Genomic DNA, 23,936 nt, shown 5'->3' on the forward strand with positions numbered 1-23,936 from the left:
GATCAGGTTCCCTTCGCGGGGACGAGCTGCAGGTACAGCGCGGTCAGGACGGTGTTGACGAAGAACAGGAGCAGGAACGTGATCACCACCGACTGGTTGACGACGTCGCCGACGCCTTTGGGGCCACCTCTGGGGTTCAGCCCCCGGTAAGCCGCGACGACACCAGCGAGGAAACCGAAGATGAACGCCTTGATCGAGCTGATGACGAGGTCGGGCAGCTGGGCCAGCGCGTTGAAGCTGGCGAGGTACGCCCCCGGTGTCCCGCCCTGCACGATGACATTGAAGAAGTAGCCGCCGAGCACACCGACGACACTGACCAGACCGTTGAGCAGGACCGAAACCCCGATGGCTGCCTGCACCCGCGGGACGATGAGCCGGTGGATCGGCGAGACGCCGAGCACCTCCATCGCGTCGATCTCCTCGCGGATGGAGCGGGCGCCGAGATCCGCGCAGATCGCCGAACCGCCGGCACCGGCGATGATCAGCGTCGTCACGATCGGGCTGGCCTGCTGCACCACGGCGAGGACGCTCGCGGCGCCGTTGAACTGCTGCGCGCCGATCTGGCTGGTGAGCGAGCCGAGCTGCAGCGAGATGACCGCGCCGAACGGGATCGACACGAGGATCGCCGGCGTGATCGACACACTGGCGATGAACCAGAACTGCTGGATGAACTCGCGCACCTGCACGGGACGGCGGAACATCGCGAGGACGACATCGAGGCCCATGGCGCACATGCGGCCGAATTCGCGCAACCCGGCGGCGGCCTTCTCCGGGGCGCGGGCGAGCAGGGTGACGGGATTGGTCATCGTCAGGCTCCGCATCCGTTGGGCGGCGGCCCGGAACCCACACAGCGCAGCCGGAGATTGGTCACCAGGGTGTTGCCCGGCCCGGACACCAGGCCGGTGAGCAGCGGGCTCAGGTCCTCGCGCACGCCACAGCCGGTGAACGCCGGGGTGGCGAAGGTGCTGGTGGCCTTGACCGGCGGGGCGGGAAACCCGAGCGGCATGAGTGCCTTGATGTTCACCACGGCGGACTGCGCCGTCCGGCAGTTCGGGCCGACGTCGAGGACCTTGCCGTCCACTTTGACGTCGGACAGTTTGATGAACACCTTCGACGTGACGTCGGAATCACCGCACAGGTTCGTGCCGACGGCCTTGCAGTTGGTCGTGGCGCCGGTCCGCACCTCGACGGTGCCGGTGGCGTCGCCGTCCGGGACGAGTTCGACCGTGCCGGTGGCGGGCATGAACCGGAAGGAGACGAAATAGCTCGACGTCACCGGGATCGCGAGCTTGCCCGTGATCGGGACCTTGCCGGACAGGCCGAGCAGCGCGCCGTCGAACCGGCCCTGCGGGAACGTGATGTCCGAACCGAGTTTCGCGACGTGGCTCGTCGTGGGCTGCTGCTCGTCGCCGACGTAGAAACCGAACTTCAGCCCGGCCTGCGCGGCGGACGGCGCCTGTTCCGGCTCGGCCTGTTGCTGTGTTCGCGCCGGGTCGGCGGAGGCGGAAGCCAGTGAAAGCGCCCCCAGCCCCAGCACCGCCGGGAGCAGGAAGGCGCGCAGAACGCGCCCGGTCAGCACTGACATTCGGGCTTCCTCACTTCTGTTATTCCGGCCGAGCGGCCAACTTGTGCAGCACGCTACTGGCGGAAGATCAGGGAAACAAGCAATGGCAGGCGGCACCCGGAAAAAGGGGCCGGATTTGTCAAGGGGGTAACTGTTTTGGGTTTGGCCTCGTGAGTGGTAATGACGGTTCCAACCGGCATTACCACTCACGAGGCCGGTGGGCTCACTTCTTGGTGAGGTTCACCTCCAGGCTGTTCCCGTCGCCCGAAACCATGGCGCTGATCATCGGGGAGAGCAGACCGCAGCCGCGGAACAGCGGCAGCTTGTACTCCGCCGTCAGCTTGCCGCCCCTCATCGGGTTGAAGCCGTGCGCGGAAACCAACGGGATGTCAGCGGGCTGGGCCGTCTTGCACGTCGAGCTCGCCATGATCGGGAATCCGAACAACCGCACCGTGAGCAGTTTGACTTCGGCCTTCGCGGCGGCCTTGACCGCTCCGGCGTTGACGGTCCCCGTCAGGTCGCCGACCTGGTTGATCTTCACCGTCGCCGAGGCCGGGAAGAACCCGAGAAAGCGGAACTGCACCGAGGAAGGCGGCAGCGACAGCTGTCCGGTGAACTTGCCCGACTGGGCGTTCAGCTTCGCGGTGAACTCACCGGGCCCCAGCGGCAGTTTGGCGTTCAGGCCCGCGATGGTCGTCTTGCCCTTGACGCCGTAGGTGATCTGCGTGTCGCCCGGCGGCTGGGTCGTGGTCGGCACGGTGGTCGGGCTCGTCGGCTGCGTCGTCGGGGTCGGTTGCGTGGTCGGAGTCGGTTCCGTCGTCGAGGTCGGCTGGGTGGTCGGCGTCGGCTGGGTTGTCGAAGTCGGCGTCGGCTCAGTGGTCGGAGTGGGTTCCGTCGTCGAGGTCGGCTGCGTGGTCGAAGTCGGCGTGGGCTGAGTCGTCGGGGTCGGCTGCGTGGTCGGAGTCGGTTCCGTCGTCGAGGTCGGCTGAGTCGTCGGCTGGGTGGTCGAAGTCGGCGTCGGCTCGGTAGTCGGGGTCGGCTCCGTCGTGGACGTCGGCTGGCTGGTCGGCGTCGGCTGCGTCGTCGAAGTCGGCGTCGGCTCAGTGGTCGGCGTCGGCTCCGTCGTCGGCGTCGGCTGAGTGGTCGGCGTCGGCTCGGTGGTGGGCGTCGTCGGTGTGGTCGGCGTCGTCGTGCCACCGCCGGCGGGCTTGATCTCGAACGTCCCCAGCTGCTGGTTCTGTCCCGGCTGGACGACGCAGTCCGAGGTGAACGTGCCGAGGTCGGTCGGCTGTCCCTGCGCGTTCTTCGGGGTCATGGTGGTACTGAAGTTCCCGACCGTGACCGAAGCGGTGCCAGGGCTGGGGAACGTGACCGCGGGGGCCTTACCGCTCGTCTTGACATGGAAATCGCCGGACGCCGGCACCGGTGTGACCGGGATGGTCAGCGGCAGGCCGAGGTTCAGCGTCTTGTCGACCGGATATTTCAGCACCGCGGCGGCCTTGGCGCTGCCCTCGACGGTGGTGGCACCAACGAGGGCGAGTCCCGCGGTCGCGTCCGCCGGAACGGTGACGTCGACGTCGAACGTGATCGGAGTGGACGTCTTCCCGGCCACGGCGTCGTCCGGCAGGACGGTGTCGATCTTCACGACCAGGGTCTGGTCGCCGATCAACGGGAACGGGCAGGTGTACTTCAGCGTCAGCGACGCGGGCGCCGCCTCGCTCAAGCCGGCGCCGACGACGCCCAGGGTGGCCGCGACGGCGGCCACCGTACCGGCGGCCAAGGCTTGCACGGATCTTTTCGACTTCAGTGGGAACTTCACAACGGTCACTCCCGGGAATCGGAGAAATTGCGTGACACGACTGAAACAGCCACGTCACGGAAGCGGTAAATTACCTGTGCGCTTCGTCACCGGCAAGAAACCCGTATGCGGAACCCTTTCTTTGTCACTCCGGTCAGGCCGGGACCCGAATGGACTGGCATCGCGACCCGCCGGATCCCGTTTTTGTCACCCGGGTCATCAGGCGGCAGCCGAGAATTGTCACGCGTCAATTCTTGTGACGCGCCTGCGAGGCACCGGGACCGGAATTGTCACGCGCGTCCGGAGTCCGCGCCCGTTCATTGCGGCCGTGCCGGATATCTCGGTAGGTTCGGCGGACGTGACCCCAGGGAGTGGCGATGGAGCAGGCTGCCATCGAGGTGACCGGCCTCGCCAAGCGGTACGGTGAGGTGACGGCCCTCGCCGGTGTCAGCCTTCGCGTGGGCAGGGGCACCGTACTCGCCGTGCTCGGCCACAACGGTGCCGGGAAGACGACGCTGATCGACATTCTCAGCACCCGCGTCGAACCGAGCGGCGGCAGCGCCAAGGTGTGCGGTTTCGACGTCGTCCGCGCCGGGCATCACGTCCGGCGGCGGATCGGCGTCACCGGCCAGTTCGCCGCCGTCGACGACGCGCTGTCCGGTCGCGGCAATCTCGAACTCGTCGCCAGGCTGCTGGGCGCGAACCGGCGTCAAGCCAGGGCGCGGGCGGCCGAACTGCTCGCCATGTTCGGCCTCGACGACGCAGCCGACCGTCCCGCGCGGACGTACTCCGGTGGGATGCGCCGCCGGCTCGATCTGGCGGCGGGACTCGTCGGCTCCCCTGAAGTCCTCTTCCTCGACGAACCGACCACCGGCCTCGATCCGCTCAGCCGGGCGGGTCTTTGGGACGGCGTCGAACGCCTCGCCGCCAGGGGCACCACCGTCGTGCTCACCACGCAGTATCTCGAGGAGGCCGACCGGTTGGCCGATCACGTCGTCGTGCTGGGACTGGGCCATGTCACGGTTTCCGGTCGGCCGTCCGAGCTTAAGGCCCGCCTCGGCGACCGGACCGCGACCCTGACCTTCGGCACCGATCTCGCCGCCCGCCGGGCATTGTCCGCGCTGCACAGGCTCGGCATGCGCTGCACGCCTTCCGCGTCCGGGCTGGTCGTGAGCGTCGCCCTGTCCGGCCCCGCCGACATCACCGTGCTGGTCCGCGCGCTCGACGCGGCGGGCGCGCCGATGAAGGACCTCACCGTCGCCGAACCGACACTCGACGACGTCTACCTTTCCCTGCACCGGAATCCGGCGGTCCCGTCATGACCGAGGCACGGCACCGCGCGTCCTCGCCATTGATCCTGAGCGATCCGGCCACTTGGCCGCCCAGCACCTTCGCCACCCAGGTCCGCGTCCTCGCCGGACGTTCCCTGAGGACCGCGTTCGGCGACCGGCGGCTGGTGTTCTTCGGTCTGCTGCAACCGATCGTGCTGCTTCTGCTGTTCAGCCAGGTCTTCAACGGCGTCAGCACGCTGCCCGGTGTCGCGGCTTATCAGGGCTACGTGAACTTCTTGGTCCCTGCCACGCTGGTGAACATCGCGATGACGACGGCGATGAGTTCAGGCGCAGGTCTGCTCGCGGAGATCTACAGCGGTTTCACCGGACGTCTTCGCTGCCTGCCCATCACCCTGTCTTCGGTGCTGGTGGCCCGCACGATCTCCGACTCGGCCCGGCTCGCGGTGCAGTTGCTCGTGACCGCGCTCGCGAGTGTGGTACTGCTCGGTTTCCGGCCCACCGGCGGCGTTTTCGGGATCACCGCGGCACTTCTGCTCACCCTGGTGGTCGGCTGGTGCCTCAGCTGGATCTTCGTCGCCATCACCACCTGGCTGCGCAAAGCCGAAACCCTGCAGATGGCGTCCTTTGTGGTCATGTTCCCGCTGATGTTCTCCTCCAGCGCCTACATGCCGCTCGACACCATGCCCACCTGGCTGCGCGTGGTATCCGCGATCAACCCGCTCACCTACGCGATCGACGCGACGAGGGCGCTCGCGCTGGGACGTCCGTCGGGCTGGTCGATCCCGGTGTCACTCGGGATCGCCGCGGTGGCGGCACTGGCAGGCGGCTGGATCGCGGCACGGACCTTCCGGTCACCTCGGGAGACTCCGCCGCGGTGACGTCGTCGGTCCAGTGGGTCACCGCAGGCTTCAAGTGAGGAAGTCCGTGAAGGCCTCCTTCCCCACTCTCAAGGTCAGGGTTCCGGAAGAGTCGCATAAGTGCTGGTCGGCTGCACCTCTAGAGCGGGACAAGACGAACGCGTCGTGGTGGACACGGCGGGAGCGGGCCCACGCAAGGGGCCTCACCCGGGTCCGGACTGTCCATAAGGGACACTTTCCGAGACAAAAATGCCCGATTTGGGCATCTTGCACGGTTTCGCGAGGGGGTCGTGAGTGGCGTTTCGTGTTCTAGCCCGAATCGCCACTCACGACCCGGGCCGAGTGGGTGGTTTCGCGTGGCTGGATGGATGGCGCGTGTGATCAGACGGAGGACACGTGTGACTGGATGGATGACACGCGGGAGCGGCAGGTTTCGACACGTGTGCTCTCCGTTCACTCACGCGTGCCCTCCGTCGGATCACGCGTGTCGCCCGAGGGTAGGTACCTAAGACACCAGTGGCCCTCACCCGAATCGCCACTCACGCCATTCCTGCGAAACCTCACCTGTAGCCCCGCGGTGTCCAGAATCAGGCCTGCCCTACCTCGGCTCTCCGTTGATCAAGCTCTACCTCGACTTTGCCAGGACCCTGACGCTCAAGGTAGGGAAGGAGGCCTTCACGACGTGGGCCTGGACTGGCGGCGAAAAGCGTTAGCCCTCACCCTCAACCGTCGCGTCGCCGGTACGGGGCTCACGACCACCTCGGACCAGCGGCACCGAAAGCGCCTAAAGCACCGACTCCAGGTGGTCCACCGCGGTCACCACTCCCCCGGCCGCCGCGAACGAAGCCCGCACCCGCGCGGCCGCCGCGGCGTAGGCGGGCTCGGTCAGCACTTCGTCGATCGTGCGGCGGATGTCCGGCGCCTTCACGCGGTCGAAGCGCAGGCGCAACCCCGCCCCGACGGCCTCGACCTGCTGGGCCAGCATCGACTGATCGTCCCGGATCGGCGCGATCACCAGCGGCAGCCCGGACGCGAGACTTTCGCTGACGGTGTTGTGCCCGCCGTGGCAGATCACCGCCGCCGCCTTCCGCACCACCTCCGCCTGCGGGATCCGCTTGGCCAGCAGCACTTCGTCGCTGAACAGTTCACCGGTGGGATCGACGACCAGGCCTTGGACCTCGGGCATCGCGGCGAGGGCGCCGACGCATTCGGACAGGAAGCGGCGGCCGAGGGCGGCGTTGGCGGTGCCGAGGGTGGCGAGGACGAGCGGACGGCCGTCGAGCCGGTCCCACGAGAAGCCCACCGGAGGCGCGGGAGCCAGCGCCGGGCCGACGAAGCGGACCGTGTCCGCCTCGGCGATCGGTCCCGTCAGCGTCACGGTGGTGAACGCGAGTACGAGGTCCGGTGAAAAACGCAGGTCACCACACGACACCCGGTGCCGCGTCCGGAGGCCGTCCTGCAACCCGTCGACCCAGGCGGCGACCTTCGGCAGGGCACGCAGCGGATCGCCGAGTTCGGTCGACGTCGACGCCGAGGTCACCCACGGCACGGCACGGCGGCTCGCCACCAGGGCGCCCGCGAAGGCCTGCTGATCGGCGATCACGACGTCGGGCCGGAAATCGGCCACCGCCTTCTCGACGCCGGGGACCATCGCGTCGGCGAGCGGGACCAGGTACTGCTCCCACAGGAACTTCAGCGCCGCGAAGCCACGCAGACCCTCGGGACGACGTTCGACGGCGAACTCCAGCGCGTCCCCGGCCGCGTACACCCGGCCCGCCCGGCTCAGCTCGGACGTCGTGGGTTCCGGACCGCACCAGGCGACCTCGTGGCCGCGGCGCAGGAGTTCGGCCGCCACCGCGCGCAGCGGCGCCACATGCCCGGTCAGTGGCGGGACGACCAGCAGGAACCGGCTCATCCGTGCGGCCTCCCGTGCCGGGCGATCCAGTTCAGCAGCAGCTCTCGCACCTCCCGGTGCTGCTCGACGAGCACCGAATGCCCCTGGCCCTCGAACACGTGCAGCTCGCCTCGGGGCAACAAGGAGGTCAGCGCGGTGAGATCGTCGGCCTGATAGCCGTGACTGCCCAAAATGGACAGTACGGGGCAGTCGATCGCCGCCACCTGGTCCATGGTCAGCAACGGGCCGAGCGGGACCTCCTCGGCCATCGTCGTGGACATGATCCGCTCGGCCGCCATCCTGGCCAGCCGCCGGTGATGGGCGCTGTAGTTGGCCTCGATCCAGTCGAAACTCTCCTCGACCTTGAGGAATCGCACCGTGTGCTCGAGGATCTGCGCCATCTTTCCCGCCCACAGCTCGGTCGCGGGCTCCGACTCGATGCACACGATGCTGCGCACCCGATCCGGTTTCGCCACCGCGTAGCTGTAGGCCAGTGTGCCGCCGAAACTGTTGCCCACCAAGTGAACCGGCCGATCGAGGTCGAGCTGCGACAGCAGATCGTCGAGGTCGGCGATGAAATCCGCGATCGTGTACCCGCGCTCGGGACGTTCGGTCTTGCCGTGGCCGCGCAGGTCGTAGCTGACCACGTCCACCCCGGCGGCGGCGACCGGCGGGGCCAGCGTCAGGTAGAAGCTCGCCAGGCTGTCGGTGCCCATGCCGTGCAGGAACACCACGGTCTCCGTGCCCCCGCCGGGGACGAGGTGCACGTTCGTGCGCAGACCGTTGACGGTCATCGTCGGCACCGCGTCAGCCCCGTTCGCCGAGGCGGGCGGCCACGTAGTCCGCGATGTCGCCGACCCGCAGTCCGATCACGTCGTCGAGATCCTTCTCCGCCAGGAACTCCGCGAGGTTGACGTCCGCGCCGAAGAACTCGGCGAGGATGCTCGCGAACGTCACCAGGTCGATGCTCTCCAGCTGGAGATCCTCGTGGAAGGTGGTCTCCGGGGTGATCTCGATGCCGAGGACGTCGGTGTCCCCGACCAGTTCCTTCAGCAATTCGGCCACGGTGCCGAAGACGGAAACCGGGCTCTGCTGTTCGATCGTCATGCTCTGCTCCTGTTCTTACCCGCGGTTCCAGGCCACCACGTGCCCCGGTATCCCAGCGAACTCCACCCCGGTGCCGATCTCCTCGCCCAGCCCGGTCAGCTCGCCCTCGGCACGGACCGCGATCCGGGGCGGCGGCCCCGACGCTTCCCGCACGAGGGCGACCGCGAGGTCCCCGGACTTCGCGAGAGCGACGGCCACGGCGAACTCCGGCAACGTCCTGCCGTGCTGTCCGGTCACCGTGGTCCCGTCCGCGCTCACGCGGATCTCCGCCGGGTAAACCCCTTCGACACCGTCCTCGGCGAGCCGCGCGCGGACCGCGTCCTTGATCGCGATCCGTTCCAGCAGCCAGCCACGCTGCCGTCGGGGCGCGCAGGCGGCGAACTCGGCGCGTTCCTCCGCACCGAGGTAGATGCCGGCGTAGATGTCGCGTGCGGCTGGGCTCGGCCACCGATCGGTCACGAGCGTCCAGGCGCCGTGGTGGTCCTCGGAAAGCCGGTGCCGGTCCGGGAAGGCGTAGACCCGGTGAGCGGGCCGGTCACACGGGAAACGGATGTCCCGCCACTGCTCGATCCGCGCCAGCACGGTGCCACCGGACACCAGTTCGGCGTCCATCTCCAGCACCTCCGGCCTCGGCAGCCGCACCCGGACCACGCACCGCAGCGAGGTGCCCGGCGCCGGTTCGGGTCCGTACCAGGTGATCCGGCCCATCGACGTCGGGAACGCCAGCAGCGCGTCCGCCTTCGTGGCCATCAGCCAGCAGCCCAGCAGCTGGCCGACGTTGTCCAGCAGCGCACCGGGCGCCGACGGCACGACGAGGTCGCCGCGGATATGCCGTTCCCCGAGCCCGATCAGCCGGACGAGGCCTTGATAGGAGGGACCGTGGAACATTTCGCGGCGCGAGTAGATCTCGGCGGCGCTCAGCGGAGGCGCGGTTTCCGGACCCGGCAAGGGAGACGGCCGGGGCGCCGTGGGATACCGCTCCGCGAGGTGGACGTCCATACTGGCGTGCGGTCCGATTTGGACGCTGATCCGGTCGCCCTCACGCGTCATCGACAACGGCACGCGCCGTGCCGGGGCTGCGATCAGCCAGCGCGAGAAGGCCGCGTTGCTCACACCGGTCGCGATCGTTCCCGGCCAGGCCCGTTCAGCCGCCCGGCAAGCCATGTCGACCAGCGTCGTCGCGGGAACGGTCGGCCGGAAGTCCGCCTCCTCCGGCCATCCGTCGCGCTGACGGAAGAACCGGTGGTCCACCAGATACGGCATCGTGGCCACCGATACGTCCACAGTGGACTGTACGGTGCCCCGCTCTTCCCGCCGCCTCGCCGCGTTGACGACGCTCGCCGCCGCCTGCCTGGTCTCGGCGAGCAGCGCGGTGAACTCCGCGACGATCGCCTCCGGCACACCGTCGGCCGGCTCGGGGACCTCACCGGCGCCTTCGAACATGCCCTTGACGTCGTCGGCGACCGAGAGCAACTTGCCCGCGGTGTCGATCCGGGTCCGGCGTGGCTCCAGCACGTCGAACGCGGGCCGTCCACCCTCCACCCAGACCGCGGTGGCGACCCGGCGCAGCTGGGCGAGGCCCGGCCGGGTGCCGGACGACGCCGCGACGACCAGATGCGGGCGTTCTCCCAGCGTGTCCGACACGAACGAGCCGACCTGACCGGCGCCCGCCTGCACGAACACGCGGGCGCCGTCGGCATAAAGCGCGTCGACGAGCTCACGGAACCGGACCTTGCGCACCAGATGGGCCAGGTACAGCTCACGGACCTCCACCGGATCCGCGGGATAGGGCCGCGCGGTCGTCGCCGACCAGACCGGGACCCGCGGCGCCTTCAGGTCCAGTTCCGCCGCGAGGCGGGTGAACGGTCCGAGCCGGGACCGCATCAGCGGGGTGTGGAACCCGGATCGGAAGGGCAGTGTCCTGGCCACGACGCCGTGCTGCGTGCACAGTTTGGCGAGCCGGTCCGCGGCAGCCGGATCGCCGCAGACGATCGTCTGCCGCGGCGCGTTCTCGTGCGAGATCATCAGTTCCGGCTCGGCTCCGAGCAGGGCGGCCGCCCGGTCCGCGGAACAGCCGAGTACCAGGAATTCGGCGTCGGGCAGGGTGAAACCGTGCGGCCAGTACCGGTTCAGCATGTCCTTTGTGGACTGGACGGGGTACATCCCGGCTGCCTGCATCGCGGTCCACTCGCCGACACTGTGCCCGGCGAGCGCGTCCGGGCTGATGGCGAGCCGCCGCAACGCGGTGTCCAGCAACAACCCGACCTGCGAAACACTCGACGCGCGGGCCAGCACACTCGTCGTCGACCACTCCGGTCGCTCCAGGCCGAAATGCCGGGCGACGTCGGCGCACCGTGGTTCCGCGTCGGCCTCCAGCCCCGGGTAGACGAACACGGTCTTCGCGCCGTCCTGTTCCAGCAACGGTGCGGTGGTGCACCAGATGTCGTTGGGTCCGTGCCAGGACTTGCCCTCGGCCGCGACCTTCGCGAGCACCTTCCGCGCGACTTCCAGCCGCTTTTCGGTGGGTCCGACGATCCCGACGCGGCAAGGGCCCTCGCCTCCGGATCGCGGATCCGGCCGGTCGAGCAGGGCACGCAGTTCGGCCGGGGTGGACGCCGCGAGCAGCAGGACCCGCTCGGGCTCCTCGGTCACTTTCGCCCGGCGCGGCCGCGCGGGTGCCGGGTCGGCCTCCTCCAGCACCACGTGTGCGTTGACGCCGCCGAAACCGAAGGCGTTGACCGCCGCCCGGCGTGGCACGTCGCCGGTGAACCACCGCTCTGCCCTGGTCAAGGTGCGGAACCGGGTCTTGTCCAGCAGCGGGCTCGGATCGGCGCAGTTCAAGGTCGGCGGCAGGACGGCGTGGTGCAGCGCGAGCGCGGCCTTGACCAGCCCGGCGGCCCCGGCGGTCGGCATGGTGTGCCCGATCATCGCCTTGACCGCCCCGATCGCGGCGCGGGGTCCCTCCGGCGGGCCGAACACCTCGGCGAGGGTGGCCAGTTCGGCCGCGTCCCCGGCCGGAGTCGCGGTACCGTGCGCCTCCAGCAGCCCGAGCGCGCCGGGCGCGGTGGGATCGAGACCCGCCGAGGCCCACGCCCGGCGCAACGCCAGGATCTGGCCCGCGACGGCCGGGCTGAGCAGGCTCGCGGCTTTGCCGTCGCTCGACGTGCCGGAACCACGCAGCACCGCGTAGACCCGGTCGCCGTCGCGGCGCGCGTCGTAGAACCGTTTCAGCACGACGATCGCGGTGCCCTCACCGATCAGCAGGCCGTCCGCGTCGCGAGAGAACGGGCTGATCCGCTGACTCGGGGACAGCGCGCCGAGCTGGGTGAACATCGACCAGAGCGTGTCGTCGTGGCAGTGGTGCACCCCGCCGGCCAGCACGACGTCGCACCGGCGCCGGGCGAGTTCGCCGATCGCCTGGTCCACGGCCAGCAGCGACGAGGCGCAGGCGGCGTCCACCGTGTACGCGGGGCCGCCGAAGTCCAGCCGGTTGGCCACCCGCGACGCGGCGAGGTTCGGCACCAGCCCGATCGCGGTGTCGGGACGGAACTCACCGAGCGGTTCCAGCAACGCGTCACGGAGCCTGTCGAGCATCTCCGGACTCGTCGACGGAAGGAGTTCCCGCACCGCGCCGGTGATCTGCCGGACCGACCGTACCCGCTGGTCGAACCGCTGCAGGCCGGGCGAGAGGTAGCCGCCCCTGCCGAGGATCACGCCAACGCGTTCGAGGTCACCCAGCCGCCGCAGACCACCGGCGTCGTCGACGGCGGAAGCGGCGACGGCCAGCGCGACCAGCTGGTCGGGCTCCATCCCGGCGAGCGAACTGGGCGCGATACCGAGCGACGTCGCGTCGAATTCGAGGCTGTCCGCGACGAACCCGCCGCGTCGCCCGTAGGTGCGGTCGGGCGTGCGGCCGTCACGAGCGTGAAAACTCGGATCCCAGCGGTGCGGCGGGATCTCGGTGATCGCGTCGGTCCCGGAAACGATGTTCTGCCAGTACTCGTCCACAGTGGACGCGCCGGGGAGGAAGACGCCCATCCCGACGATCGCGACCGGCTCCTGGTTCACCACGGCTTGATTCACCACAGTGACGCCGTGTACAGCACTGACCGGACGTCGGCCGGGCCGTAGGCCAGCTCGCGCAGGAGCGCGGCGGTGCCTTCGTCCGGATCGATCAACGCGACCTCCCGGCGTTCGTATTCACGCGCGAGTTCCGGCGACACCATGCCCGCGTGGTCGTCCGAGGGAGCCCACGGTCCCCAGTGGACGGTCAGCGCCCGGCAGCCGGTGCGCTCCGCCCACTGCTCGCCGAGGGTCTCCAGCGCGTCGTTGGCCGCCGCGTAGTCGGTCTGACCGCGGTTGCCGAGAACCGCGGCGATACTGCCGAAGAACGTGACGAATCCGGGCCGCACGCCGAAGTGCTCCAGTGCGTCGAGCAACGCGCGCGCACCGTCCACTTTGGTCCCGTAGACCGTGCGGAAGGAGTGCTCGTCCTTGTCCGCCATGAGCTTGTCGTCGATCACCCCGGCCGCGTGGACGACGCCGTCGATGCGGCCGTAGCGCGTGTGCAGATCCTTGACCACCTGCCGGACGGCGGTGGCGTCACGGACGTCCAGCGATCGGTAGGCCGCGGTAGCACCGGCCGCGCCGATCTGGTCGAGTGTCCTGGCGATCTCGCGCTGGGCCAGCAAGGTGCGCACCCGGCGTTCGATGTCGGCCACCGAGCCGCCACGCGCGGCCAATGCCGAACGCATTCCCTGCGCGTCACCTGGCAGGTCCTCGTCACCGGGTTCCGCGGGCCACGGCGTGCGCCCGGCCAATTCGATCCGGCAGCCGCTGGCCGCCAGCGCGACCGCCGCCCGCGCGGTGATCCCGCGAGCGCCGCCGATCATGAGCAGCACCGAGTCAGCGCCGAGCCCGAGTGCCTTGGTCTCCCCGCCGTCCGGGCCCGCGCCCGCGTAGGCGATCGAGCCGAGGGAACCCGCCGACGGTTCGAAAGCGGCGCGACCGGCGGTGTCGTACCGCACGGCGGCCGGGCCCTCGGCGATCACCTCCTCCAGCACTATCCGCGCGAGGTCCACTGTGGACTCCAGTTCGACCAGTCTGGTCGGCTCGGTGCGTTCCCTCGCCGCGGCGCGGACCAGGCCGCGCAGTCCGGCGGTGTGCCCCGCCCCCGGGCGGGCCACCACGACCACCGCGCCGCTGGCTTCCTTGAGCAGCCCGAATACCTGCGCGACCGGTTCCTCGGCGTCCGACAACGGGTTCAGCACGATGACGACGTCGGCGGCGTCCCGCTCCCCCGCCGTCGCGCCGGCCTCGGTGAACACCGCGCGGACCGATTCGGCCAGCTCCTCCTGTCCGGGTTCGAAGCTCACCGCGATCGTCTTGCCGACGACCTTGGTGAGATCGGGTGCGCCGAGCGGGGCGGGCACCCTGCTCAGCAGGTACCGGCCGGGCGCGCGGCCCACCGGGGACTCGGCGGGTGCCGGGGGCACGGTGACCGGCGCCGAAGGTTCGAGCCACTTCCGCAGCCGCGCGGCCAGCGCGCTCGCCGTCCGGTCGCGGCTGAGCTGGTCCTGGGCGTCGTCGTGCACCCGTCCGGAGAGGCCGAGCTTCGCCAGCAGCGAGCCCGCGATTTCGGTGCGTTTGATGGAGTCGATGGAAAGATCCGCTTCGAGGTCGAGATCGGCGTCGATCATCTCGGCCGGATAGCCGGTGCGTTCACTGATCGCGCCGATCACGGTGGCGAGGACGTCCGTGACAGCGGCCTCGGCGAGGGGCTCCGGCTCCTCCGCGGGCGCGGCCACGACCGGTGCTTCGACCGGCGGGAGCAGGACCGGAGCGACCGGAGCCGACACCGGCGTCGCGGGAAGCGGCGCGGTGCCGAGGTACCCCAGCATCACGTCCCGTTGCGCCGCCAGCATCTCGCGGCTGGTGCGGAGGAATTCGACGACGGCCTGGTCACGACCGGGCGCGGGCTGGTTCATGGTCGTCCTCGGGATTCGTCGGGCGGGCACGAGCCCATGGGCGGGGACCTCGCCGCCGGGCGCGCGGACGGTCTGGCCGTCCACGGTCCAAGCGGGCGTGGGAAGCGGTCCGACGCGGACGCGGCCGCGGAAGAGCCGCTCGGTGCGGACATCGACGCCGGTGAGCGCCAGCCGGGCGAGCGCGGTGAGGAACCCGCGCAGACCGGGGCCGCCGGGATCACACGCGACCACGGTATGCGGCCGGTCGCCGAGGATCTCCTTGACGAGCCGGGAAAGCACCTGTCCAGGGCCGGCCTCGACGAACGTGCGCGCACCCGCGGCGTACATGTCCTCGATCAGCTCGACGAACCGCACCGGCGCCCCGATCTGGGCGGCCAGTTCGGTACGCACCTTTCCGGGCGCGTACGGTCCGGCGGTGCGGTTCGACCACACCGGCGAGGCGGGGTCGCCGATCTCGGCGTTGTCGAGGTCGACGGCGAACACGTCACTCGCCCCGGCCACCAGCGGGCTGTGGAAGGCACAGGCGACGGGAATCCGTTTGGCCGCGATCCCACGCTCCCGCAGTTCGCGGACCGCGTCTTCGACCGCCGCTGTCGGTCCGGAAAGGACGGTCTGCGCGGGAGCGTTGTGGTTGGCCAGCACGACATCGGCCCGATCGAGGACGGTGGCCAGTTCTTCACGGGACGCCTTCACCGCGGCCATCGCCCCGGGATCGGCGCCGGCGACTTCGGCGATCGAGCGGGCCCTTGCCCGGCTGAGCGCCACCAGGGTCGGGGTGTCGAAGGCACCGGCGACCGACAACGCGGCCAGCTCACCGTAGCTGTGCCCGGCCAGCAGATCCGGCTGGACGCCGAGGTCGGCGAGCAGACGGCAGACGGCCGATTCGACGAGCCCGAGCGCGGGCTGCGCGACACGCGTGTCCTTGAGCGCCTCGTCCTGCGCCGCCCGGGTCTCCTCGCCGAACGCGCGAGGCGGGAACGTGGTCGCGGCGACGTCGGGCGCGAGCCGCAGGACGTCGGCCAGCTCGGGGAAGTGCACGAACAGCTCCGCCAGCATGCCGGTCCGCTGGCTGCCCTGTCCGGGGAACAGGAACGCGACCGCGCCGGATTCGGTGCCGTCGGCGGTGAGCCCGCCCCTGCCCTCGGCGGCCTCCCGCAGGTCCGCGAGGTCGCTCGCGACGACCGCGAGCCGCACCGGCCCGGAGTCGTTTCGCTCGGCGGCGAGCGCGGCGATCTCCCGCAGAGGACGACCTTCGTTCGCCGCCAGCAGGTCGCGCAGCGCGGCCCTGGCATCGTCCACATCGGATCCCCGGAGCAGGACCAGTTCCGCGTCCCAGTCTCGCGGCCCGTGCCGCCGGTCGGGCGGGACGCCCGGGGCCGCCAGCACCGCGTGGAAATTGGTCCCACCGAATCCGAACGCGCTCACTCCGGCGAACTCGCGGCCGCGCGGAACCGGCGACGGCCGGGCGCCGGTGGAGAAGGTGAAGGGACTGCTCTTGGCGTCCCAGGCGGGGTTCGGCCTGCTCAGATGCAGGGTGGGCGGCACGATCTCGTGCCACAGCGCCAGCGCCGCCTTCATCAGTCCCGCCAGCCCCGCGGCGCATTTCGTGTGCCCGATCTGGCTCTTCACCGAACCCAGCGCGCACGCGCCCGGTCCGGCACCGGCGTCGAGGAAGAACTCGGTGAGCGTGGTCAGTTCGGTGGCGTCGCCGACGACCGTCCCGGTGCCGTGCGCCTCCACCAGCGAAACGTCGGCCGGAGAGACCCCGGCGTCGCGGTATGCCCGTTCCAGCGCCCGGCGCTGCCCCTCGGGACGGGGCGCGGTGAGGCCGAGGGCCTTCCCGTCGCTGGCCGCGCCGACGCCCTTGACCACGGCGTAGACCCGGTCGCCGTCGCGTTCGGCGTCGGCCCGCCGCTTGAGCACGAGGCAAGCGACGCCCTCGCCGAGTGCGATCCCGTCTGCCGCCGCGTCGAACGGACGGCAGCGTCCCGTCGGCGACAACGCGCCCGCCGAGGTGAACATGAGGTAGTCGTTGATGCCGTTGTGCAGGTCGACCGCGCCGCACAGGACCATCTCGCTGGTGCCCGCCCGCAGTTCCTTCACCGCGAGGTCCAGCGCCGCCAGCGAAGATCCGCACGCGGCGTCCACGGTGTAGTTGGTGCCGCCGAGGTCGAGCCGGTTGGCGATCCGGCCGGAGATGACATTGGCGAGCGTGCCGGGGAACGAGTCTTCGGTCAGCTCCGGCAACTGCGTGAGCAGTTCCTCCGGGACCTCTTCGAGATAGCTCGGCAACAGCGCGCGCAGGACTCCGGCGTTCGCCAGGTCTCCCCCGGCTTCGGCGCCGAAGATGACGCTGGTGCGCTCGCGGTCGAAACCGCCGTCGCCGTAGCCCGCGTCTTCGAGGGCGCGCCGCGCCGTCCGCAGGGACACCAGCTGCGCCGGGTCGATGCTGCCCATCGACGTCGGGGGGATGCCGTAGGAAAGCGGGTCGAAGTCCACCGGCGGCAGGAAGCCGCCCCACTTCGACGTCGACTGACCAGCGTAGACCTCCTTGTCCCAGCGCTGATCCGGCACCTCGGTGACGGCGTCCGCGCCGCGCAGGATGGTGGACCAGAACGCCGGGAGATCGGGCGCGCCGGGGAACACACACGCCATGCCGACGATGGCGACGTCACCGTCCACAACGGACTCCTCGACGGGTGTGCCGGTGGCGAGCAGTTCCGCCGCGCCTTCGGTGACTTCACGGTGGAGGGCGGCGATGTCGGTGCGTTGTTCCCGCAGGACCGTGACCTGGCCCGCCATGTACATCCCCTCGGCGAGCTGACCGAGGGTGTCGACATCGACCAGCGCATCGCCTTCACGCCGGATCCCCTTGCTCGCGATCCGCAGCCGTCCGGTGTTCAGCTCCTCAAGCCGTTGCCATGCCTCCTGCGGCGGGACGCCGTCCGCGCGGAGCCCGGCCTTCAGCGCGGCGAACTCCTCGGTGTACGGGCTGGGCAGGCAGCGGGTGAGATGTCCGGGCGCGGTCTCCAGGGTGACCGTGGACGCGGCGTCGAGCACCCGGTCCTGGAAGACCCCGGTGATGGCGCCGTGCGTGACGGCTTCCTCGGTGAACAGGTACGCGGTGCCCATCAGGACGCCGACGCCGTCTTTCAAGGGTTCCGCCATCGCGGCGACCATGGCGGCGGACCTGGCGTCGTGGATCCCGCCCGCGAACAGCACTTCGACGTCGTCGGCGCCGTGTTCGCGCAGGACGTCCAGCTGCTGCTCCCACAGCACGAAACTCGACCGCGGGCCGACATGCCCGCCGCATTCGGCGCCCTCGAAAACGAACCTGCGGACCCCCGCGTCGAGGAACTGCTTCAGCAGGATCGGCGACGGCACGTGGAGGAAGGTCGCGATCCCCTCGGCTTCCAAGGCCTTGGCCTGCGCGGGTTTCCCGCCCGCGATCAGCACGCAGCGCGGGCGCGCGGCCCGGATCGCGGCGAGCTGTTCGGTGCGCAGGGCCTCCGGGACGAAGCCGAGGATGCCCGCTCCCCACGGCCGTTCACCGAGCGCCTCGGCGGTGCGGCCGAGCAGTTCGGTGGTCTTGGCGCCGTTCGCGGTCGCCACCGCGACGAACGGGAACCCGTCATGGGCGGCGACGGCGGCGGCGAAACCGGGCTGGTCGCTCACCCGCGTCATCGGCCCCTGCACGACCGGGAGGCGAGTCCCCAGCGTCCGGCAGAGTCGGGCGCCCTGCTCCGCGGGGTTCGCCGAGGGTGGCACGGCGAGCGAACGCACGACCGAGCGGACAGCGCTTTCCGCGTCCTCGAACCGGTTCGCGAACAGTGTCGCGAGCCCGTCGTCGGCCCTGGCCAGTTCGATCCGGGCCGCCGCGGGCACGTCGGCCTCCGGGAACAGGCCGAGTCCATCGAGCACCACCCCGGCCGCGCCACCGGCGATCGCGGCCACCGCCGTCCGCGCTCCGATGCCGCCGAACGCCCATACCGGGACGTTTTCGCCGAACCGCTCCAGCAGGCGCTGCAGCAGGACGAACGTGGTGAGATCCGAGCCGCCGGCCTCGGCGCCCTTGGCGACCAGACCGGAGGCGCCGGCGTCGAGCATCCGGACGGCCTGCTCGACGCCGGTCACCTCGGCCAGTACGGGAACCTCGGCCCGGCCCTGCCAAACCGCCCCTTCGGCGAGCAGGACGAGCCCCGCGCCGCTTTCCCGCACCTCTTCCGGCCGCACGCGGCGGCCCGCCGGGATCCGGACCCCGAACGGAAAGCCTCTGTCCACTATGGACCCGGTCGGGCCGAGGTCCAGGATGCCGAGCCCGCCACCCCTGGCGACGGCGGCCGCCAGCCCCGGATCCGGCCGACCGAGCGGGTTGACGCCGAGTACCCGCGTGCGCGCCGTCGCATGACTCACCGGCGGACCTCCTGTTCGGCTTGGCTGGGTCGAACCTCGCCGGGTTCGGCGATCTTCAGCGGGATTCCCAAGAAATAACCTACTTGCCGCAGAGAGCGCAATACTCTCCTAAGAGAAGTCGAAAAACAAGGGATCGCATGCTAAAGTCCGGCGCCGGAAACAAATAAGTCGACATGGTCACAGCAGGCCGCTGACCTGCACTTTTATCACCTCGACTCCAGGTTTCGGCGCCGCATTGCTCACCGGCATTACAAAACAGAAGAATTGTCATCGCCAGCAGAACGAATAACCATGGAGCGCATGTGGAAGTGACAGGACGAGTCGTCGTGCTGACCGGCGCGGCACACGGTATCGGCGCCGCCATGGCCCGGCGGTTCGCCGCCGAAGGCGCCGCCGGAGTGGTGGTCTCCGACCTCGACCTCGACGCGGCCGAGAAGGTCGTCGCCGGGATCACCGCCTCGGGCGGTGCCGCGATCGCCCGTCATGCCGACGCGGCGTCCAAAGAGGACTTGAAGATGCTGGTGAACGAAGCGCGCACGGCGTTCGGTCCGGTGGACCTGTTCTGCTCCAACGCCGGCGCCGCGTTCGGGACGGGCGTGCACGCCGCCGACGAGCAGTGGTCCCGGTCGTGGGCGATCAACGTCATGCAGCATGTGCACGCGGCACAGGTCGCGCTGCCCGCGATGCTGAGCCGGGGTCAGGGATACCTGCTGATCACGGCTTCGGGAGCGGGTCTGCTCGGCACCCCCGGCGACGCGCCGTACTCGGTGACCAAACACGCGGCCGTGGGCCTCGCCGAATGGCTGGCCATCACCTACCGGCCGCGTGGCGTGCGGGTCAGCGCGCTGTGCCCGCTCGGGGTGCGGACCGCGTTGCTGGAGCCGGGGATCGCCGCCGGTCATCCCGCCGCGCTGGCGATCGCCGCCGCGGCGCCGCTGCTGGAACCGGAGGACGTCGCGGAGTCCGTCGTGCATGGTCTGGCGTCGGAGGAATTCCTGATCCTGCCGCATGAATCGGTGCGGGAGACCTACGCGCGCAAGGCCGCGGGTCTCGACGAATGGATCGACCGCACCATCCTCGAAACCGGCGCGCTGAAGAGGTGACCATGGACTACCGCAGGCTCGGCGCGAGCGGGCTGTCCGTCAGTGAGCTCTCCTACGGCAACTGGCTCACCCATCCCGACGGCGCGGAGTGCGTCGAGGCCGCGCTGGACGCGGGCGTCACGACGTTCCACACCGCCGCGGCCTGGGACGGCGGCGCCGCCGAAGAGAACCTCGCCGCCGCACTGGCCCCCGCCCGCCGCGACGATCTCGTCCTGTGCACCGGCGTGTTCTGGCCGGAGGGCCCTGGCGTGAACGACGCCGGCCTCAGCCGCAAACACCTGACCAGATCGCTGCACGGTTCACTCCGGCGGCTGAGCACCGACTACATCGACGTCTACCAGTTGCTGCGGTTCGACTACCGCACCCCACTGGAGGAGACGTTCCTCGCGCTGTCGGATCTGGTGCGGCAGGGCAAGATCCTCTACGCGGGCACCGCGGAATGGACGGCCGAACAGTTACTGGAGGCCAAGCCCATCGCCGACCGGCTCGGCGTCCCGCTCATCGCCAACCAGCCGCACTACTCGATGCTCTGGCGGGTCGCCGAGGCACAGGTGATGCCGGTGTGCGAACGCGCGGGCATCGGCCAGTTCGCGTCGGTCCCGCTCGCACAGGGCGTGCTGACCGGCAAATACCGGCCCGGCGAGATCCCGCCGGACTCACGGGCCGCGAAGTCGCCTGAGGCCCGGCCGCTGCTTCTGCCGGACCTGATCGACCGCGTCGGCATGCTGCGCGGTGTCGCCGACGAGGCCGGGCTGACCATGGCACAACTGGCGATCGCGTGGACGTTGCAGCACAACACCGTCGCCTCGGTGGTGACCGGGGCGAGCAGTGCCGCGCAGGTGACCGAGAACGCGAAGGCGTCCGGAGTGGTGCTGGAACTGGACGTGCTGACCCAGATCGATCAGCTGCTGGGGAGCTTCGTGCAGACGGATCCGCGGCTGACCTGGTCACCACCCGCGACCAGGTAGGCCAGCCGGGTCGCGAGTGGCGGCCTGGCCGTGAAGGCCCCCTTCCCCAGTACATGATGGCCCCCTTCCTTGCGTCTAGCGCAAGGAAGGGGGCCATCATGTACTTCACCGCGAGCAAAGAGCACCGGAAGCGCCGGATGTCCTGCGGTCAAGGAATCGGGACGTTGAGTGTCCTGATTCCTTCACCGTCGCGGGGCTGCACGCACCGGTGACGGAGCTTGATCAACGGAGGATTGGGACACTCAACCCCAGCTGACCACCGATCACGCGCTGCACGATATTGTGGAAAACAAGCTCCTTAACTGCCTGAATTTCGAAAATGGGAGGCATCATGGCCAGGTTGAAGCTCGGCATCTTGTTCGGCGGTTCGGGCGAGGAGCACCTCGTCTCCGTCAAGTCGGCGCGTGAGGTGGCCAAGAGCCTCGATACGGCCAAGTACGAACCGTTCTGGATCGGCATCACCCGCGACGGCGCGTGGAAGCTCTGCGACGGCCCGGATGGGGACTGGGAAAGCGGCGACTGCCGCCCGGTCGTGGTGTCGCCGGACCGGAGCACCCGCGGCTTGCTGGTGTTGGACGAGGGTAAGTACGACTCGATCGGCCTGGATGTCGTGCTGCCCGTGCTGCATGGCAAGTTCGGTGAAGACGGCGCGATGCAAGGCCTGCTGGAACTTTCTGGCATCCCTATGTCGGCTGCGATATCCCGAGTTCCGCAGTGTGTATGGACAAATCGCTGACCTACACCGTGGTCAGCAACGCCGGAATCGCCACCCCGAAATTCTGGATCGTCAACTCCGACGCGGATGTCGACCCCGACCAGCTCAACTACCCCGTTTTTGTGAAGCCGGCCCGGTCCGGTTCCGCCTTCGGGATCAGCAAGGTGTCCAGCAAGGAAGAACTGTCCGCAGCGCTGACCGCTGCCCGGGAATACGACGCGAAGGTGCTGATCGAGGAAGCAGTGGTCGGCAGCGAGGTCGGTAGCTCCATCCTGGGTAATGGTTCGGAGTTGCTGATCGGCGAGCTGGACCGGGTGGTGCTCACGCACGGATTCTTCAAGATTCACCAGGAAGCCTCGCCGGAAACCGGCTCCGAGAACTCCTCGTTCATTTGCCCCGCCGATATCTCCGACGAGTCGCGCGATCTGGTGAAGGAAACCGCGAAGGCCATTTACCGCGCGCTGGGCTGCCGCGGTCTGGCTCGGGTGGACCTGTTCGTCAAGGAAGACGGCAGCGTAGTGCTCAACGAGGTGAACACCCTGCCGGGGTTGACCTCCTACAGCCGTTACCCGCGGATGATGAAGGCCGCCGGCTTCTCGCTGACCGAGGTGATCGATCGGCTGGTGTCGTTGGCGCTGGCCGACAAGTGACCATGCACGAGAATTTCACCTTCGTTGACGAGCTGGTCACGGGAATTCGCTGGGACGCTCAGCTCAAAGTCCCTGATCTTCCGTTGATCAAGACAAATCCTCCACACCCGACCGCTGCAGGCACTACCCCGCGACCAGCGTGAGCGCCTCCGACAGTCCAGCCACCTCACCATCCGACGCCGCCCAAGCGACGTACCCGTCCGGCCGCATCACGAAGTCGGGACCGGCGTCCGACTCGACGACCCGGACCCGATCGGCGCGGCCGTTCACGACATCGCGGATCCGAGCGGAGCCCACCAGAAGCGGACGGCCTTCCCGCTCCACCACCGGCAGCGGGGCGAAGCGGCCGACGAGCGGATGGGCGGAGTCCGGCGCGTAGTCGATGTCGGTCCCGTTGCCCATCGCGATGAAATGCCGTTTGGCCGCCGGGATCTCCAAGGTCTCCGCCAGTACCTCGCGGAGCGCGGCCACCTGCGGGCCGGGACGCATCAGGGCGACCTGGGCCCGGGTGTTGCGCAGCACGCGCTCACCGACGGGATGCCGTTCCGCGGTGTAAGTGTCCAATAAGGACTCCGGCGCCGCTCCCCGGACGACCAGACCCAGTTTCCAGCCGAGGTTCATCGCGTCCTGGAGGCCGAGGTTCAAGCCCTGGCCGCCGATCGGCGAATGCACATGCGCGGCGTCGCCCGCCAGGAGCACTCGTCCCTGCCGGTAGGTGGCCGCTTGACGTGTGTTGTCACTGAAGCGGATTCCGCCGTCCAGCCTGGCGATCTTCACGTCGATTCCGCTGACACGGCTGATGCTCGCCCGCATCTCCTCCACCGTCAATGGCGCGTCGCGATCCCCCGGCCCGCCCTCGAACTCCATGGTGGTGATCTCGCCCGGGACCAGCGAAAGGTTCACCATCCCGCCGGGGCCGTGCATGGCCGACTTCACCGCGCCAGGATCGGCGAGTTCGACCGAAGCGACCCGCCCGGTCATCGTCGCGTCCGTACCGGGGAACGCGATCCCGGACCGCTTCCGCACGACACTGCGGCCGCCGTCGCAACCCACCAGGTACGCGGCCCGCTCGGAACGGCCATCGGCGAGCACGGCCCGGACCGCCGATTCTTCCTGGACGACGTCGACGACGTCACTGCCTGGACGGACACGGACCCCGAGCCCCGTCGCCCACTCGGCGAGGATCCGTTCCAGCACATGCTGTTTGAGAATGAACCCACCGGCCGCCCCCGGCGCGACCTCGTCCTCGACGAGCGGCAGACCGGCGAAATGCCCCCTGGCACGATTGCCCTTCATCTGGCGCGAAAGCCCGCGGACGGCTTGGAACATCTCGGCCTGCGCCGCCGAGAACGCCTCGGTCAGGCCGCGCATCCGCAAGGACTGCGAGGTCCGGCCGTTGAGACCACGCAACCCGAAACTCCGATTCCGGCGGACGGACCCGTCAGCCGCCTCCAGTACGAGCGGGTCCGCTCCCGCCAGCCGAAGCTCACCGGCCAGCAGCAGGCCGACCGGTCCCCCGCCCACGATGATCACGTCGTTCACGACACCCCCGTATTTACAGCGTAAATGTACACTGTAAATATGATAG

Annotated in this window: 13 protein-coding genes and 1 pseudogene; 5 read left to right on the top strand and 9 right to left on the bottom strand. The window is 69.6% G+C overall.

Features of this window, described 5'->3' with window-relative positions; all coding sequences use genetic code 11:
• Positions 1 to 2: 2 nt before the first annotated feature.
• The 3 genes from ACZ5ZX_RS38585 to ACZ5ZX_RS38595 form a co-directional block, all read right to left on the bottom strand.
• Positions 3 to 806 (bottom strand): MlaE family ABC transporter permease, encoded by an 804-nt coding sequence (locus tag ACZ5ZX_RS38585; protein ID WP_465506939.1) that lies wholly within the window; start codon positions 804 to 806, stop codon positions 3 to 5.
• Positions 807 to 808: 2 nt separating this feature from the next.
• Positions 809 to 1,585: a hypothetical protein gene (locus ACZ5ZX_RS38590; protein ID WP_465506940.1), complete on the bottom strand. Its 777-nt coding sequence runs from the start codon at positions 1,583 to 1,585 to the stop codon at positions 809 to 811.
• Between the two features lie 202 nt (positions 1,586 to 1,787).
• A complete protein-coding gene (locus ACZ5ZX_RS38595) occupies positions 1,788 to 3,383 on the bottom strand; it encodes a DUF6801 domain-containing protein (RefSeq protein ID WP_465506941.1) in 1,596 nt (531 codons plus the stop codon).
• A 356-nt stretch (positions 3,384 to 3,739) separates the two neighbouring features.
• Between ACZ5ZX_RS38595 and ACZ5ZX_RS38600 the strand changes: the two genes are divergently transcribed.
• On the top strand, positions 3,740 to 4,684 hold the full coding sequence (locus tag ACZ5ZX_RS38600) for an ATP-binding cassette domain-containing protein (RefSeq protein WP_465506942.1): 945 nt from the start codon (positions 3,740 to 3,742) through the stop codon (positions 4,682 to 4,684).
• Positions 4,681 to 5,532, top strand: a complete 852-nt coding sequence (locus ACZ5ZX_RS38605; protein WP_465506943.1) for an ABC transporter permease — start codon at positions 4,681 to 4,683, stop codon at positions 5,530 to 5,532. Before ACZ5ZX_RS38600 ends, ACZ5ZX_RS38605 begins: the two co-directional genes overlap by 4 nt.
• A gap of 763 nt (positions 5,533 to 6,295) precedes the next feature.
• Here ACZ5ZX_RS38605 and ACZ5ZX_RS38610 read toward each other — a convergent pair.
• The 5 genes from ACZ5ZX_RS38610 to ACZ5ZX_RS38630 are packed head-to-tail and all read right to left on the bottom strand — an operon-like array spanning position 6,296 to position 18,912.
• The gene (locus ACZ5ZX_RS38610; RefSeq protein WP_465506944.1) at positions 6,296 to 7,426 is read right to left on the bottom strand and encodes a glycosyltransferase; all 1,131 of its coding nucleotides are present in this window, start codon (positions 7,424 to 7,426) and stop codon (positions 6,296 to 6,298) included.
• Positions 7,423 to 8,208, bottom strand: a complete 786-nt coding sequence (locus ACZ5ZX_RS38615; protein ID WP_465506945.1) for an alpha/beta fold hydrolase — start codon at positions 8,206 to 8,208, stop codon at positions 7,423 to 7,425. The genes ACZ5ZX_RS38610 and ACZ5ZX_RS38615 overlap by 4 nt, the downstream gene beginning before the upstream one ends.
• Before the next feature lie 4 nt (positions 8,209 to 8,212).
• Entirely contained in the window at positions 8,213 to 8,512 is a 300-nt protein-coding gene (locus ACZ5ZX_RS38620; protein ID WP_465506946.1) for a phosphopantetheine-binding protein, read from the bottom strand.
• Positions 8,513 to 8,527: 15 nt separating this feature from the next.
• Positions 8,528 to 12,583, bottom strand: a complete 4,056-nt coding sequence (locus ACZ5ZX_RS38625) for a beta-ketoacyl synthase N-terminal-like domain-containing protein (protein ID WP_465506947.1) — start codon at positions 12,581 to 12,583, stop codon at positions 8,528 to 8,530.
• Between the two features lie 8 nt (positions 12,584 to 12,591).
• Positions 12,592 to 18,912 (bottom strand): SDR family oxidoreductase, encoded by a 6,321-nt coding sequence (locus tag ACZ5ZX_RS38630; RefSeq protein ID WP_465506948.1) that lies wholly within the window; start codon positions 18,910 to 18,912, stop codon positions 12,592 to 12,594.
• Positions 18,913 to 19,214: 302 nt separating this feature from the next.
• Between ACZ5ZX_RS38630 and ACZ5ZX_RS38635 the strand changes: the two genes are divergently transcribed.
• The 3 genes and pseudogenes from ACZ5ZX_RS38635 to vanA all read left to right on the top strand — a co-directional run bounded on the left by ACZ5ZX_RS38635 (position 19,215) and on the right by vanA (position 22,348).
• Complete coding sequence (locus ACZ5ZX_RS38635) at positions 19,215 to 20,015, top strand: SDR family oxidoreductase (RefSeq protein ID WP_465506949.1); 801 nt, start codon at positions 19,215 to 19,217, stop codon at positions 20,013 to 20,015.
• Between the two features lie 2 nt (positions 20,016 to 20,017).
• Complete coding sequence (locus ACZ5ZX_RS38640) at positions 20,018 to 20,983, top strand: aldo/keto reductase (RefSeq protein WP_465506950.1); 966 nt, start codon at positions 20,018 to 20,020, stop codon at positions 20,981 to 20,983.
• Between the two features lie 331 nt (positions 20,984 to 21,314).
• Positions 21,315 to 22,348, top strand: a pseudogene (gene vanA / locus ACZ5ZX_RS38645) (D-alanine--(R)-lactate ligase).
• A gap of 123 nt (positions 22,349 to 22,471) precedes the next feature.
• Here the strand turns inward: vanA and ACZ5ZX_RS38650 are convergent.
• Positions 22,472 to 23,890, bottom strand: a complete 1,419-nt coding sequence (locus ACZ5ZX_RS38650) for an FAD-dependent monooxygenase (protein WP_465506951.1) — start codon at positions 23,888 to 23,890, stop codon at positions 22,472 to 22,474.
• Positions 23,891 to 23,936: the final 46 nt, after the last annotated feature.

It is taken from the genome of Amycolatopsis sp. NPDC033938 (assembly GCF_055575975.1).